We start from the raw sequence: 13,297 nt of genomic DNA, 5'->3' as shown, positions 1-13,297 counted from the left end.
GGCTGGATCCGCTCGAGCTACCGGTTCCGATCAGCGGTCGAAGGATTTTCGCAGCAGCCGGTCCTGCGGCCTCGGTGCCGCCGCCCTAACCTGACGAGCATCCCCGCCGTGACGGCCATCACGACGGCGATCCCGGCACCGATGATCCAGGGGTTACCGAGGAGCCCACCGACGCCCGCGAGTGCTCCGCCCGCCGCGATGAGCGGCAGGCCGCAACAGAGCAGCAACGGAAGCGCGCAGCATGCCAGCAAGAGCAGTCCGGTCCCTGCAGCGACGACGGGACCGGCGCGCCGTTCGTCGCGGTCCTGATCGGCGCTCTTCGTCTGCACCTCTTCAGGATGAGATCTCCCCGATTGCCTGCGCTGCCGGTCATGCGCAGCACGACAGCAGCGACGGGTCGGTGGTGAAGGCCTTCGCGGCGATCCGGATGCCCTCGGCCATCGTCAGGTAGGGAGCCCAGGCGTCGGCGATCTCGGCGACGGTCTTGCCGAGCACGTGGACACCGGCGGCGGCGAGCTCTCCGGCGTCCTTGGCGACGGCGGTCAGGCCGAGGATCTCGTTCGTGTCGGCGTTCACGACGATCTTGATGAACCCGCGGGTGTCGCGGTTGACCAGCGCGCGGGGCACGTGGTGCAGCGGCAGGACGCGGCAATCGCAGCGGATCCCCGCAGCAAGCACTTCCTTCTCGGTCATCCCGACCGCTCCGATCGCGGGCCCGGTGAACGTCACCCGCGGCAGGCGGGAATAGTCGACGGCACGATCGGCGTCGGCGAACGCGTTCTCGGCGACGAGGGTGCCGTGGTGGGCGGCGACGTAGACGAACTCGGGGTGCCCGGTCACGTCGCCCGCGGCCCAGATCCGCGGGTTCGAGGACCGCAGCCGGTCGGAGACGACCACCTCGCCGGAGTCCCCGGTCTTCACCCCGACCGCATCGAGGTTCAGGCCATCGGTGACGGGACGGCGTCCGAGGGCGACGAGCACCTGCTCGGCGCGGAACTCCTGCGAGTCGCCGGACACGTCGGCGGTCACGACGGCCTCGCCTCCCGTGCCGCGGGAGACCCGGGTGGGCACCACGCGGCGGACGACGCGGATGCCTTCGTCGGCGAACGCCTCCTGAAGCGCCTTGGACACCTCCGGCTCCTCCTTCGAGGCGAGCCGGGACCGCACCAGCAGCGTGACCTGCGAGCCGAGGCGAGCGAACAGCTGCGCCTGCTCCAGGGCGACGTAGCCCCCGCCGAGCACCAGCAACGACTCAGGAACCTCAGCGAGTTCCATTGCCGTGGTCGAGGTCAGGTACCCGGTCTTCTCCAGGCCGTCGATCGGCGGAGCCCACGGGCGAGAACCAGTCGCGACCAGGAAGTGGTCGGCCTCGATGGTCTCGACCGTCCCGTCGCCGGCGATGATCTCCAGTACCGGGGCGTCTGGGCCGCCGGCGAACGATGCATCGCCGCGGCGGACCTGCCAGCCGTAGGAGTCGGCGACGTCGGCGTACTTCTCGCCGCGCAGCGACTCGACCAGCGCCTGCTTCCCGGCGATCAGCGCAGGCATGTCCACTGTCTCAGCCGTCGCCGCGATCCCCGGGAACCGGCCTGAAGCGTCGGCGGCGACGTGACGGGTGTCGGCAGCGGCGATGAGGGCCTTCGACGGCACGCAGCCGGTGTTCACGCAGGTGCCGCCGAGCGTCCCGCGCTCGATCATCACCACCGACTTGCCGAGCGTGGTCGCACGGATGGCGGCGGCGAATGCTCCGCCTCCGGATCCGATGATGGCGAGGTCGTACTTGGTAGGCATCGCTGCTCCTGTCAGTCCTTGGCTTTCTGCTCTGTCTCAGCCATACTGGACCTTCCAGTGCAGGGGAAGGTCAAGCCTGCTCCTGCCGAACGATCGGAGGCCGCGATGCGCATCGGAGAACTCGCCGAACGCGCGGGCACCACGGCGAAGACGCTCCGCTTCTACGAGGGGCAGGGGCTGCTTCCGCCGGCCGAGCGCACGCAGTCCGGCTATCGCGACTACGCACCCGAGACGGTCGCCCGGATCGACTTCGTCCACCGCGGCCAGGCCGCGGGCCTCACCCTCGCCCAGATCCGCCAGATCCTCGACATCCGCGACGGCGGCCATGCGCCCTGCGAGCACGTGCGCGACCTGCTTGACGTGCGCCTCGCTGAGATCGAGCAGCAGATCGCGCAGCTCTCCGTGCTGCGCGACACTATCGCGGACCTCAGACAGGACGCCGCGCACCCGGACCCTGAAACGTGCAGCACCGATCAAGTGTGTAGGTACTTGTAGACGACGGTAGCCAATGACTCCAACGCTACAACCCCGATATGCGCTAAGCGGTGACCACGCCTCCCGAGGGCAAGGGCGCGGAGCGCGTGCGGCAGCCCGCACAAGTGGACGATTAGTCAGCTAGCACTGTATAGTCATCGTATGCTGACTATTGCTTCACACCTCGACGTCATGAACCGGCTCGGCCGTGCCATGGCCGACCCGACGCGTTCCCGGATCCTGATGACCCTCCTCGGCGGCCCGAGCTACCCGGCCGTGCTCTCGCGCGAGCTGGAGTTGACCCGCTCGAACGTGTCCAACCACCTGACCTGCCTGCGCGATTGCGGGATCGTCGTCACCGAGCCCGAGGGCCGCCAGACGCGCTACGAGATCGCCGACCCGCACCTCGCCGCGGCGCTGACGTCCCTGATCGACGTCGCGCTCGCGGTGGACGAGGACGCGCCGTGCATCGACCCGGCATGCTCGGTGCCGGGCTGCTGTGGAACGGCTGTGGGAGGATGAGCGAGACCCTGACCACCGCGCGCCGCGCGACGCTGCACCGGCGCGTCCGCTTCATCGTCGGCTTCACGATCACGTACAACGTGATCGAGGCGATCGTCGCAGTCTGGGCGGGCGTCCTCGCCTCGTCCGCGGCGCTCATCGGCTTCGGGCTCGACTCGGTCGTCGAGGTACTCTCGGCCGCGGCCATCGCCTGGCAGTTCACCCGCAAGGACCCTGAGCGGTGGGAGACGGTCACCGTCAAGGCCATCGGCATCGCGTTCTTCGCGCTGGCGGCCTACGTCTCGATCGACGCGGTGCTGGCCCTGGTCGGCCAGGAGGGCCCCGACCACAGCCCGCTGGGCCTCGGCATCACCGCGCTGAGCCTGGTCGTCATGCCTCTGCTGGCGTGGATCGAGGTCCGCACCGGGCGGGAGCTGGGCTCCAAGAGCGTGATGGCCGACGCCAAGCAGCTCATCCTGTGCATCTACCTCTCCGGTGCAGTGTTCATCGGCCTCGTCCTCAACAGCCTGTTCGGCTGGTGGTGGGCTGACTCGGTCGCGGCGCTGGTCGTGGCGGTGCTCGCGGTGCGCGAGGGTCTGGAGGCCTGGCGCGGCGACGTCGAGTCGCCGTTCGAAGTGCTAGAGGACCTCGAAGACGAGGACGACTGACCCGTCACCCGACGATGAAGAGCCAGTGCTGCAACCCAGACATGTGCTAGCGCATGTCGATCACCCCGGTGCCGATCTCGATGCGGCTCGTGCGGGCACCGATGGCGGCGAGGAGGGGGAACGGCGAGGCCAGCTGTTGGGCGAAGTGGTGGACCCGGAAGTATGCCCCGTCGGCACCGAGCTCCTCGGCCGCGACCGCGAGCTCGATCGACTGGAGCAGCGCATCCGAGGCGGACCGCACCTGTGAGTGCGGTGAGTCGGTCCAGTGTCCGAAGGACAGGAAACCGATCTTCTTCACGGTGCTGGTCGGGCCTACGGCTCGGTGGGGGGCGGTGGCTGCTTGCCCCACGCGGTGGCGCCCGGGCCGTTCGGCAGCTCGACGAGCAGGTCGCGGGCCCGTTGGGCGAACTTGTGCTCGGTCAGCACCTCGTAGCGGGTGGCGACCACCTGGGAGACCGAGGTGAAGTCGCGCTGGCCACGGGTCAGGGCGTGGCCGAGCAGGGCCCACACCAGGCCGAAGACCCCACCGAAGAGCATCGCCCAGAGGACGGTCATGAACGCGTCACCACTCTGGGCGAACAACGCGAAGATGAGGCCGACGAACAGGCCCATCCAGATGCCGGTGACGAGGCCGGCGAGCGCGACGCGACCGACGGTCAGTCGCCCGGTGACACGCTCCACCTGCCGGAGGTCGGTGCCGACGATCATGCAGTTCTCGACCGGGAACTCACGGTCGGAGAGGAAGTCGACGGCCTTCTGGGCGTCCTCGTACTTCTCGAAGACGCCCAGGGACATCGGGTACTCCAGTGTCAGGCCGCTGATGCGGCCCCGGCCGCTGCTGGGAATGCTGGTCACTGGTCCATCCTGACACTGTTCGCGGCCGGAGTGGTGCGCGACCGACCCCGTGCCGCGAACTCGTGGGACACGGAGCGGGTCAGCGAGCCCCGAAGAAGCGCCGGCGCGGCTTCACCGCGCGGCGGGCGACGTCGGAGGGGCGGACGGGCCGGAAGGCCCGCAGGGTTGCGTAGTCGTAGGTCACGCCGGTCTGGAAACCCATCAAGGGTTGCTCACTCCTGAAGAAATGCATAGTTGAATGATGTACTAATGACAACGACGACACCTTCCAGAGGATTCCCAGGGCGGTGGTGAGGTCGCTCACACGGGCGGGCGTCGCGGGTATCCTTCCCGGGTGAGCAGCAACCCCCGCGTCTTCGTGGCCCGGCTGGTCGGGCTCAGCGTCTTCGACCCGCTGGGTGATGAAGTCGGCCGGGTGCGGGACGTCGTGCTCGCGAGGTCGACCCGCGCCCGTGGTCGCGGACCGCGGGCCATCGGGCTCGTCGTCGAGGTCCCCGGCCGTCGACGCGTCTTCCTGCCGACCACGCGGGTCACCACCATCGACGCCGGTCAGGTGATCACGACGGGGCTGGTCAACATGCGCCGGTTCGAGCAGCGGCCCGGCGAGACCAGCGTCGTGGCCGAGCTGTTCGACCGGCCGGTGCGGATCCGCGTCGACCGCGAGTCCGGTCCGGAGCCGGCGGTCGTGGAGGACATCGCCCTGGAGCAGCAGCCCAGCCGGGACTGGTTCGTGACCAAGGTCTTTGCCCGGCGTGGCGCTCCCAGGCGCTCCCGCTCCGGGCTGCAGCTGCGCCGACCCAAGGGCGAGACGGTCCTGGTCCCGATCGAGGATGTCGAGGGCCTGCTCGTGTCCGCGACGGAGCAGGGGGCGCACGCGCTGCTCGACAGCCTCGAGGATCTCAAGCCCGCCGACATCGCCGACGCGATCCACGACCTGACCCCCAAGCGGCGGGGCGAGGTCACCAGCGCGATGAACGACGAACTGCTGGCGGACGTCCTCGAGGAGCTCCCGGACGACGACCGGGTGGAGATCCTGACCAGCCTGCCGACCGAACGGGCCGCCGACGTCCTGGAGGTGATGGAGCCCGACGACGCCACCGACCTGCTCTCCGAGCTGCCCTCGGACACCATCGAGGAGCTCCTCGAGATGATGGAGCCGGACGAGGCCGCCCCCATCCGCCGGCTGCTGACCTACGACGAGGACACCGCCGGCGGCATGATGACCCCGGAGCCCGTCATACTCGGGCCCGAGGCCAGCATCGCCGAGGCGCTGGCCACTGTCCGCAGGCAGGAGCTCTCCCCCGCCGTCGCGTCCCTGGTCTATGTCTGCCGGCCGCCGCTGGAGACCCCGACCGGGAGGCTCATCGGCATCGTCCACATCCAGCGCCTGCTCCGGGAGCCGCCGCACCAGTCGCTCGGCAGCGTCCTGGACCGGGACTTCGAGCCGGTGTCAGCCACGGCGTCCCTGGAGACGGTGACCCGGCTGATGGCGAACTACAACATGGTCGCGGTCCCGGTGACCGACGACGAGGGGCGTCTGCTCGGGGCGGTCACCGTCGACGACGTCCTGGACCACATCCTGCCCGAGGACTGGCGCGAGGAGCGGCGCGACGACCTCGAGGACGCGCCGTCCGGCGACGGGGTCGAGGCCACCGGGACGCGAAGCAACGACGAGGGAGCCGCTCGTGTCTGAGCCCAACGCCAGCACCCCGCCCCGGCGTGACCGGCTCGCCGGCCGCGCGGTCGACCGTGAGGTCGAGAGCCGACTGGACCGGCTCGACCAACCCCTGGCAGCCCGTCGGCGTCTCGTCCCCCGGGCCCAGATGGACCCCGACGCCTTCGGTCGCTTCGCCGAGGGGTTCGCCCGGTTCATGGGCACCGCCCGGTTCCTGGGCTACATGACCGTGTTCGTCATCATCTGGATCGCGTGGAACTTCCTGGCCCCTGACCACCTGCGCTTCGACCCGTACGCCTTCATCTTCCTGACGCTGATGCTCAGCCTCCAGGCCTCCTACGCCGCACCGCTGATCCTGCTGGCACAGAACCGTCAGACGGACCGGGACAAGGTTGTCATCGAGCAGGACCGGACGCGGGACGAGCGCAACCTGGCCGACACCGAGTTCCTGACCCGCGAGGTCGTGGCACTGCGCATCGCGATGCGCGACGCCGCGACGCGCGACTTCGTCCGCAGCGAGCTGCGCAGCCTGCTGGACGAGATGGAGGAGCGGGGACTGCGCGTGGAGGGGGTCGGCCGCGAGGACGGGGACGAGTCCGCGGAGTCTCCCCGCACCGACCCCGGGCGGGCCGGCTCGTCCGAGGGGTAGTCCACCGGTCAGGGATCGCCCCGACCGCGCCCCCGACGCCCGCGGCGCCACCCGGCGAGGTCCCCCGCGGCACCCGGCTTACCATGGGAAGCATGTCTGCCCCCACTCTCGACTCCGTCCACGCCGCACTCGCGACGGTCGATGATCCCGAGATCCGCAAGCCGATCACCGAGCTGGGGATGGTCGAGGCAGTCGACATCGACGACACCGGACGCGTCAGCACGACGATCCTGCTGACCGTGCCCGGGTGCCCGATGAAGGACACCATCACCAAGAACGTCACCAGCGCCGTCCAGTCCGTGGAGGGCGTGACCGACGTGCGGGTCCAGCTCGGGGTGATGAGCGACGAGCAGCGCGGCGCCCTGCGGTCCCAGCTGCGCGGCGGAGCACCCGAGAAGGAGATCCCCTTCGCCCGCCCCGACACCCTGACCCGGGTGTATGCCGTGGCCTCCGGCAAGGGCGGCGTCGGCAAGTCCTCGGTCACCGTCAACCTGGCGGCCGCGATGGCCGCCGAGGGGCTGCGGGTCGGCGTGGTCGACGCGGACATCTACGGCTTCTCGGTGCCGCGGATGCTGGGGGTCGAGCACCAGCCCACGCAGGTCGACGACATGATCCTGCCGCCCATCGCGCACGAGGTGAAGGTCATCTCCATCGGCATGTTCGTGCCCGGCAACCAGCCGGTGGTGTGGCGCGGCCCGATGCTGCACCGGGCGGTGCAGCAGTTCCTCGCCGACGTGTTCTGGGGCGACATCGACGTCCTGCTCATGGACCTCCCGCCGGGCACCGGCGACATCGCCATCAGCATCGCCCAGCTGCTCCCGAACTCCGAGCTGCTCGTGGTGACCACGCCGCAGCAGGCCGCGGCCGAGGTGGCCGAGCGCGCCGGGTCGATCGCGCTGCAGACCCATCAGCGGCTGGTCGGGGTCATCGAGAACATGTCCTGGCTCGAGCTGCCGGACGGCTCCCGTCAGGAGATCTTCGGATCGGGCGGTGGCCAGGCCGTGGCCGACAGCCTGTCTCGCTCGATCGGCGCCGAGGTCCCCCTCCTGGGGCAGATCCCGCTCGACACCACGTTGCGCGAGGGCAGCGACGTCGGGCTGCCGTCGGTGCTGGGCACCCCGGACTCCCCCGCAGCGACCGCCCTGCGCGGCATCGCCCGCCAGCTGGCCCACCGCGGCCGCGGCCTGGCGGGGCGCAAGCTCGGCATCACGCCCACCGGCCGCTGACCTCAGGCACCGGCGCACGTCCCTGATCAGGTCGCGTCGACGTCCCAGGGGGTCGGTCGCGCCGGGTCGAACGCCTGGCCCCTCCGGGGTGACCCGCCCGGCCCGCCACCGGCGATCGCCGCCTCGTTCGCGGCCCGACCGGCCGCCGTCTCGCGGGTGGCCTCCGCCATCGCGCCAGCGGCGGCGACCCCGCCCGCCGGCGTGGCCAGCGCCTCCCGGACGATCCGTCGGGGGTCGTACTGCCGGGGGTCCAGGGCCTTCCAGTCCACGTCCTCGAAGCCGGGGCCCATCTCCTCCCTGATCTGGCTCTTGGCACCCTCGGCCATGTCCCGGGCCGAGCGCACGAACTGAGCCAGCTTGGCGGCATACTCAGGCAGTTTGTCCGGTCCCAGGATGATGAGCGCCAGCACGATCAGGAGCACAAACTCCGTGCCGTTGGGGATCACCGGCCTACTCCGAGCCCTGCAGCGTCATGGTGACCGTGCGCTCGCTGCCGTCCGGTGCCTCCAGCAGCAGCTCGACCTCGTCGCCGATCGCGTGGCTGCGCAGCACGATGATCAGGTGGCTGCCGTGGTCGATCCGCTGACCGTCCACCGCGAGGATCAGGTCGCCCGGCTGCACGCCGGCCTGGTCCGCGGGGCCGCCGTCGACGACCGGGTCGCTGCCGTCGGGCGCCTCCTCCAGCACCTTGGCCCCTTCGCCGGTGTGCCTCATGTCGAGCAGGACACCGATGATCGGGTGGTTGCTGGTGCCGGTCTCGATCAGCTGGGTCGCGGTGTGCTCCGCCTGGCGGGCCGGGATCGCGAAGCCGAGGCCGATGCTGCCCGCCTGCCCGCCCAGCTCACCGGGGATCTGGGCGATCGCGGAGTTGACGCCCACGACGTCACCGTTGAGGTCCAGCAGGGGCCCACCGGAGTTGCCCGGGTTGATCGCGGCGTCGGTCTGGATGGCGTTGATGTAGGACGGTTGCCCGCCACCGCCACCGCCGGCGATCACCGGACGGTTCAGGGCCGAGACGATGCCCGAGGTCACCGTGTTGTCCAGGCCCAGCGGCGCGCCGACGGCCACCACGGAGGCGCCGACCTGCAGCTGGTCGGAGTCACCGAACTGCAGTGGCTGCAGCCCGGTCCGGTCCACCTTGATCACCGCCACGTCATACTCCAGATCGGCCCCCACGACCTCGGCCTCGAACTCCTGGCCGTCGGAGAACTGGACGGAGATGGAGCCACCGTCTGTCGCCGCCTCGATGACATGGCTGTTGGTGACGATGTAGCCGTTCTCGCGCACCACGAAGCCGGACCCCACCCCGTCGGCCGACGCGGACCCGACGGAGATGAACACGACGCTGGGCAGCGCGTGCTGCGCGATGGCGGTCACCTGGGTGGGCGGGGTCGTCCCGACGGGCACCGCCTCGAGGATCGTGGGCAGCGGCTCCTGGTTCTCGGCCGCCACCTGCGCCCCGAGGAACCCGGCCGCCCCGCCACCGAGGAGGCCCAGCGCGAGCGCCCCCGCGAGCAGACCGGCCGATCCCCGGCGTCCCCGCCGGGCCGGGCGCGGGAGCGCGGTGGCGCCGGTGGCCGCCGGGCCTGCCGCCCGGACCGTGGAGTATGTCGGGTGGCCGGCCTCCGCGAGCGGCGGCGGGTAGGAGCTGTGGCTGGCCCCCGTGGGGGGCGCGTAGGCGCTGTGGACCGGGAAGGCCGCCGTGGAGTCCACCGGGATGCCCGAGGTCTGGTCGATCCGGGCCTCCGGTGGCAGTTCCGGACCCCGCTGCGCCTCGGGGTCCCGTCCGGTCAGCTGCGCGTCGGGGCGCCCGAAGGTCCACGTGTCCTGGGGGGCCGGCGTCGACTCATCGGGCGACACGCCGGATGCTGCGGCGTCCTCGCCCGTCCGGTCCCGCTCGTCAGCCATGCACCCGATTCTGCCTGATCACCGGGCCGCCACCGAACACGCGGGTGCCCTCAGCCCAGGATGGGCATCGGCTGGCTGTGCGTGACGGGCACGCGGCGCGGCTGAGGCGCACGGTGCGCTAGGGCCTCGCGCAGCTGCGCCCGACCCCGGTGGATCCGCGAGCGCACCGTCCCGAGCTTGATGCCCAGGGTCTGGGCGACCTCCTCGTAGGAGTAGCCCTCGATGTCGCTGAGCACGACCGCGGCACGGAACTGCGGGGAGAGCGCGGCCAGCGCTCGCTGGACGTCGTCGTCGAGGTGAGTGGCGTCATACTCATCCTCGGGCGAGCGCAACCGGCTGGGGAGGCGCGCGGCGGCCTCCTCGCTCAGGGCGTCGAACCGGATCCGCTGCTTGCGGCGCACGCGGTCCAGGAAGAGGTTGGTGGTGATCCGGTGCAGCCAGCCCTCGAACGTGCCGGGGCGGTAGGTGTGCAGGGATCGGAAGACGCGGATGAACACGTCGTGGGTAAGGTCCTCCGCGTCGTGCTGGTTGCCGGTGAGACGGTAGGCCAGCCGGTAGACGCGGGCGGAGTGCTCGCGGACGATCTCGTCCCACGAGGGGACCTGCCAGTCCTGCTCCGGTGCGTCCATCGTCTCCTCCGTCGCTGTGCGGGAGCGGCCGCGCCCCTGCAGCGCTGTCACCTCACCCCACAGTGACAGAGCCGGCTGGGAGATTCCTGAGCGTCCGGGGCGCACTAGGGTGGGCCCATGAGCACCCAGAAACTGGCGACCTGGGCCTACGCCGAGGGCTTCATCGCGCCGAGCGAGCTGATCGAGCGTGCGGGGGCCGAGGGCGAGACCCTCGGCGCCGTGCCCGTCCACCCGGCCGTGGGGAGCGCCCTGCGCCTCCTGGCCGCGGCCCTGGCGGCCAGGACCGTGGTCGAGATCGGCACGGGTGCCGGCACCTCCGGGCTGTGGCTGCTCGAGGGCATGGCCCGGGACGGCGTTCTCACCACGATCGACGTCGAGGCCGAGCACCAGCGGCTGGCCAAGAAGGCCTACGCCGAGGCGGGCATCCAGCCGCAGCGCACCCGGGTGATCGCCGGCGACGCCGCGCAGGTGCTCCCCCGGCTGAACGACGCGACCTACGACATGGTGTTCATCGACGCCGACAAGGGCAACTATCCGCTGTATGCCGAGCACGGGATCCGCGTGCTCCGCAGCGGTGGGGTGCTCGCCCTAGACAACATGCTGTGGCACGACCGGGTGGCCGACCCTGCGGTCCGGGACGAGCACACGACGGTCCTGCGCGACCTGGGCAAGACCCTGCGGGAGGACGACCGGCTGCTGCCGGTCCTCCTGCCCGTGGGTGACGGGCTGTTCGCCGCCGTCAAGCGCTGAGCGACCTCAGCCCAGGCAACCCTTGATGGCCTCGCCCAGGGCGTTGGCCTCGTCGGCGTTCATCTCCACGACCAGCCGGCCGCCACCTTCCAGCGGCATCCGCAGGACGATCCCCCGGCCCTCCTTGGTGACCTCGAGCGGGCCGTCGCCGGTGCGGGGCTTCATGGCTGCCATGTCTGATCTCCTCCTGTGCGGCCAGGGCCGCTGGTTCCCTGCCGCGACGTCGCGACGGTCAGTGCGTGGATCCCTATTATCCCCTGCCAGCACCCTCCCCCGAAATCTGGGTTTGGACGGTGGGTCGGTAACCGTCGGCCCGGCCCGGCGCGCGGGTGCGGCAGACTGGGAGGATGCGTGCCCGCTCCGCCGTCTTCGACCTCTACGGGGACCACCTTGCGCCGCGTGGCTACTGGGCCCCGATCTCGGGCGTGATCACCCTCCTCCAGGCGTGCGGCATCGCCGCCCCGGCCACCCGCACCGCGGTCTCGCGCATCACCTCCCAGGGTTGGCTGGAGCCGGTCTCGCGCAACGCGGTCCGGGGGTATGCCGCCACGCCGGCCGGGCGGGAACGTCTCGGTGAGGCGTGGGCCCGGATCTACCGACCCACGACGGCCGAGTGGGACGGGCGGTGGCAGGTCGTGGTCACCGCGCGGCCCGCGGACCGGGGGCAGCGTGACCGGGTCACCGCCACCCTGGGCTACCTGGGCTACGGCCGTATCGCACCGCAGACCTGGTTGGCCGCCCGGCCCGCCCCGGAGCTCGCCTCCTCACTGGAGAGCCACAGGATCGGCTACTCGGCGTTCACCACGACCGACCTCGACGACGCACCCCAGGTCGTGGCCCGCACGTGGGATCTCGCCGAGCTGGCGGCAAGCTACCGAGGCTTCGCCGAGGACACCGCAGCCCTGCGCGACCGGGTCCGCGGGTCGCTCGCTCCGGAGGACGCCTACCCGGTCCGGGCGGCTCTGCTGCACCGCTGGCGCAAGTTCCTCTTCGTCGACCCCGCGCTGCCGGTCGAGGTGCTGCCCCCGGGGTGGCCGGGACAGTCCGCTCGCGACCTGTTCCTGGAGGTGGCTGACCAACTGCTCCCCCCAGCCCGTATCTTCGTCACCGACGCCCTGGTCGCGGCCGGGGCCCCCGCACCCGAGACCCCGAGCGCAGAGGACAGCCAGCGATGACCGACCCCACGACCACGAGCCCTGTCACCCTCGAGCGGGACGGCGGGGTGGCCGTCGTGCGACTCAGCCGTCCGGAGGCGATGAACGCCCTGGACATCGCGACCAAGGAGGCCTTGCTGGCGACGCTGCGTGAGGTCGCCGACGACGAGTCCGTGCGCTGCGTCGTCCTGACCGGGACCGGGCGCGCCTTCTGCGTGGGCCAGGACCTCAAGGAGCACATCCGGCTCATGCAGGAGGAGGGCGCCTCGCTCGCCAGCACGGTGGTGGAGCACTACAACCCGATCGTCGAGCTGCTGGCGACGATGGACAAGCCTGTCGTCGCGGCCGTCAACGGTGTCGCCGCCGGCGCCGGCGCGTCGTTCGCCTTCGCGGCCGACCTGCGCATCCTGGCCGCCTCGGCGGGCTTCAACATGGCCTTCACCGGCATCGCGCTGTCCTGCGACTCCGGTGCGTCCTACCACCTGCCGCGGCTGGTGGGCACTGCCCGCGCCAAGGAGCTGCTCCTGCGCCCCCGCACCCTGAGCTCGGCGGAGTCGCTCGAGCTCGGCCTGGCCAGCGAGGTCGTCGCCGACGAGGAGTTCGAGGCACACGTCCGTAAGGTCGCGCAGGCCCTGGCGGCCGGCCCGACCAAGGCCTACGGCGCGGTGCGCCGCGCGGTGGCCTACTCCGCCGGCCACTCCCTGAGCGAGTCGCTGGCCCACGAGGCCGAGCTGATGAACAGCACCGGCGCCACGGCCGACCACGCGACCGCGGTCGCCGCCTTCCTCGCCAAGGAGAAGCCCACCTTCGCCGGCCAGTAACGTCCCCACACATTTTTGTAGTGGTTTTGCAGGGCCCACACGCCTTTTTGGGGAGGTTTTGTACGCTCCCACGCCATTCTTGTAGTGGCTTTGTACAAGCCCGGCTGTGGTTTCGTCCTCAGTATGACGAGTGCCTACGGCCGCGGGTGGCCCCCAGTCGCAGGGGGTACCACAGGAGCACCGGGTCCGACACTGG

General features: G+C 71.0%; 16 protein-coding genes and 2 pseudogenes. 9 read left to right on the top strand and 9 right to left on the bottom strand.

Features of this window, described 5'->3' with window-relative positions; all coding sequences use genetic code 11:
• Positions 1 to 17: 17 nt before the first annotated feature.
• Both MWU75_RS02850 and merA read right to left on the bottom strand, forming a co-directional pair.
• Positions 18 to 373, bottom strand: a pseudogene (locus MWU75_RS02850) (hypothetical protein).
• Positions 370 to 1,791 (bottom strand): mercury(II) reductase, encoded by a 1,422-nt coding sequence (gene merA / locus MWU75_RS02845; RefSeq protein ID WP_247088036.1) that lies wholly within the window; start codon positions 1,789 to 1,791, stop codon positions 370 to 372. Before merA ends, MWU75_RS02850 begins: the two are co-directional and overlap by 4 nt.
• A gap of 105 nt (positions 1,792 to 1,896) precedes the next feature.
• Here merA and MWU75_RS02840 point away from each other — a divergent pair, with 105 nt between their 5' ends.
• The 3 genes from MWU75_RS02840 to MWU75_RS02830 all read left to right on the top strand — a co-directional run bounded on the left by MWU75_RS02840 (position 1,897) and on the right by MWU75_RS02830 (position 3,434).
• Positions 1,897 to 2,286 carry a heavy metal-responsive transcriptional regulator gene (locus tag MWU75_RS02840; RefSeq protein WP_006215441.1) on the top strand — a complete coding sequence of 130 codons (390 nt, stop codon included), beginning with the start codon at positions 1,897 to 1,899 and terminating at the stop codon, positions 2,284 to 2,286.
• A gap of 141 nt (positions 2,287 to 2,427) precedes the next feature.
• Entirely contained in the window at positions 2,428 to 2,787 is a 360-nt protein-coding gene (locus MWU75_RS02835; RefSeq protein WP_247088035.1) for a metalloregulator ArsR/SmtB family transcription factor, read from the top strand.
• A complete protein-coding gene (locus tag MWU75_RS02830) occupies positions 2,784 to 3,434 on the top strand; it encodes a cation transporter (RefSeq protein ID WP_247088034.1) in 651 nt (216 codons plus the stop codon). The genes MWU75_RS02835 and MWU75_RS02830 overlap by 4 nt, the downstream gene beginning before the upstream one ends.
• A gap of 49 nt (positions 3,435 to 3,483) precedes the next feature.
• Here MWU75_RS02830 and MWU75_RS02825 read toward each other — a convergent pair.
• The 3 genes and pseudogenes from MWU75_RS02825 to MWU75_RS19775 form a co-directional block, all read right to left on the bottom strand.
• Positions 3,484 to 3,732: pseudogene (locus MWU75_RS02825) on the bottom strand (LLM class flavin-dependent oxidoreductase); the annotation flags it as partial.
• Between the two features lie 14 nt (positions 3,733 to 3,746).
• Positions 3,747 to 4,289, bottom strand: a complete 543-nt coding sequence (locus tag MWU75_RS02820; protein WP_348647720.1) for a general stress protein — start codon at positions 4,287 to 4,289, stop codon at positions 3,747 to 3,749.
• A 79-nt stretch (positions 4,290 to 4,368) separates the two neighbouring features.
• Positions 4,369 to 4,491 carry a hypothetical protein gene (locus MWU75_RS19775; RefSeq protein WP_281496650.1) on the bottom strand — a complete coding sequence of 41 codons (123 nt, stop codon included), beginning with the start codon at positions 4,489 to 4,491 and terminating at the stop codon, positions 4,369 to 4,371.
• Positions 4,492 to 4,623: 132 nt separating this feature from the next.
• On the opposite strand from MWU75_RS19775, the gene MWU75_RS02815 reads away from it, so the two are divergent.
• The 3 genes from MWU75_RS02815 to MWU75_RS02805 all read left to right on the top strand — a co-directional run bounded on the left by MWU75_RS02815 (position 4,624) and on the right by MWU75_RS02805 (position 7,839).
• On the top strand, positions 4,624 to 5,982 hold the full coding sequence (locus tag MWU75_RS02815) for a CBS domain-containing protein (protein ID WP_247088033.1): 1,359 nt from the start codon (positions 4,624 to 4,626) through the stop codon (positions 5,980 to 5,982).
• A gap of 130 nt (positions 5,983 to 6,112) precedes the next feature.
• Positions 6,113 to 6,613, top strand: coding sequence for a DUF1003 domain-containing protein (locus MWU75_RS02810; RefSeq protein WP_247088126.1), 501 nt, complete (start codon positions 6,113 to 6,115; stop codon positions 6,611 to 6,613).
• Between the two features lie 92 nt (positions 6,614 to 6,705).
• Positions 6,706 to 7,839 carry an Mrp/NBP35 family ATP-binding protein gene (locus MWU75_RS02805; protein WP_247088032.1) on the top strand — a complete coding sequence of 378 codons (1,134 nt, stop codon included), beginning with the start codon at positions 6,706 to 6,708 and terminating at the stop codon, positions 7,837 to 7,839.
• A 26-nt stretch (positions 7,840 to 7,865) separates the two neighbouring features.
• On the opposite strand, the gene MWU75_RS02800 is transcribed toward MWU75_RS02805, so the two are convergent.
• Genes MWU75_RS02800 through sigE form a run of 3 tightly spaced genes read right to left on the bottom strand, consistent with a single transcriptional unit; the run spans position 7,866 to position 10,376 of the window.
• A complete protein-coding gene (locus MWU75_RS02800; protein ID WP_247088031.1) occupies positions 7,866 to 8,285 on the bottom strand; it encodes a Sec-independent protein translocase TatB in 420 nt (139 codons plus the stop codon).
• Between the two features lie 4 nt (positions 8,286 to 8,289).
• Positions 8,290 to 9,747 (bottom strand): trypsin-like peptidase domain-containing protein, encoded by a 1,458-nt coding sequence (locus MWU75_RS02795; RefSeq protein ID WP_247088030.1) that lies wholly within the window; start codon positions 9,745 to 9,747, stop codon positions 8,290 to 8,292.
• 50 nt (positions 9,748 to 9,797) lie between these two features.
• On the bottom strand, positions 9,798 to 10,376 hold the full coding sequence (gene sigE / locus MWU75_RS02790; protein WP_247088125.1) for an RNA polymerase sigma factor SigE: 579 nt from the start codon (positions 10,374 to 10,376) through the stop codon (positions 9,798 to 9,800).
• 117 nt (positions 10,377 to 10,493) lie between these two features.
• Between sigE and MWU75_RS02785 the strand changes: the two genes are divergently transcribed.
• Positions 10,494 to 11,126: an O-methyltransferase gene (locus MWU75_RS02785; RefSeq protein ID WP_247088029.1), complete on the top strand. Its 633-nt coding sequence runs from the start codon at positions 10,494 to 10,496 to the stop codon at positions 11,124 to 11,126.
• 6 nt (positions 11,127 to 11,132) lie between these two features.
• Here MWU75_RS02785 and MWU75_RS02780 read toward each other — a convergent pair whose 3' ends face one another.
• A complete protein-coding gene (locus MWU75_RS02780; protein WP_247088028.1) occupies positions 11,133 to 11,300 on the bottom strand; it encodes a DUF3117 domain-containing protein in 168 nt (55 codons plus the stop codon).
• Between the two features lie 173 nt (positions 11,301 to 11,473).
• On the opposite strand from MWU75_RS02780, the gene MWU75_RS02775 reads away from it, so the two are divergent.
• Entirely contained in the window at positions 11,474 to 12,301 is an 828-nt protein-coding gene (locus MWU75_RS02775) for a PaaX family transcriptional regulator C-terminal domain-containing protein (RefSeq protein WP_247088027.1), read from the top strand.
• The gene (locus MWU75_RS02770) at positions 12,298 to 13,101 is read left to right on the top strand and encodes an enoyl-CoA hydratase-related protein (protein ID WP_247088026.1); all 804 of its coding nucleotides are present in this window, start codon (positions 12,298 to 12,300) and stop codon (positions 13,099 to 13,101) included. The genes MWU75_RS02775 and MWU75_RS02770 overlap by 4 nt, the downstream gene beginning before the upstream one ends.
• Positions 13,102 to 13,297: the final 196 nt, after the last annotated feature.

Source organism: Ornithinimicrobium sp. F0845, assembly GCF_023015765.1.
In the GTDB taxonomy this organism is placed as follows: domain Bacteria; phylum Actinomycetota; class Actinomycetes; order Actinomycetales; family Dermatophilaceae; genus Ornithinicoccus.
This window is presented reverse-complemented; position numbering and strand designations above follow the sequence as displayed.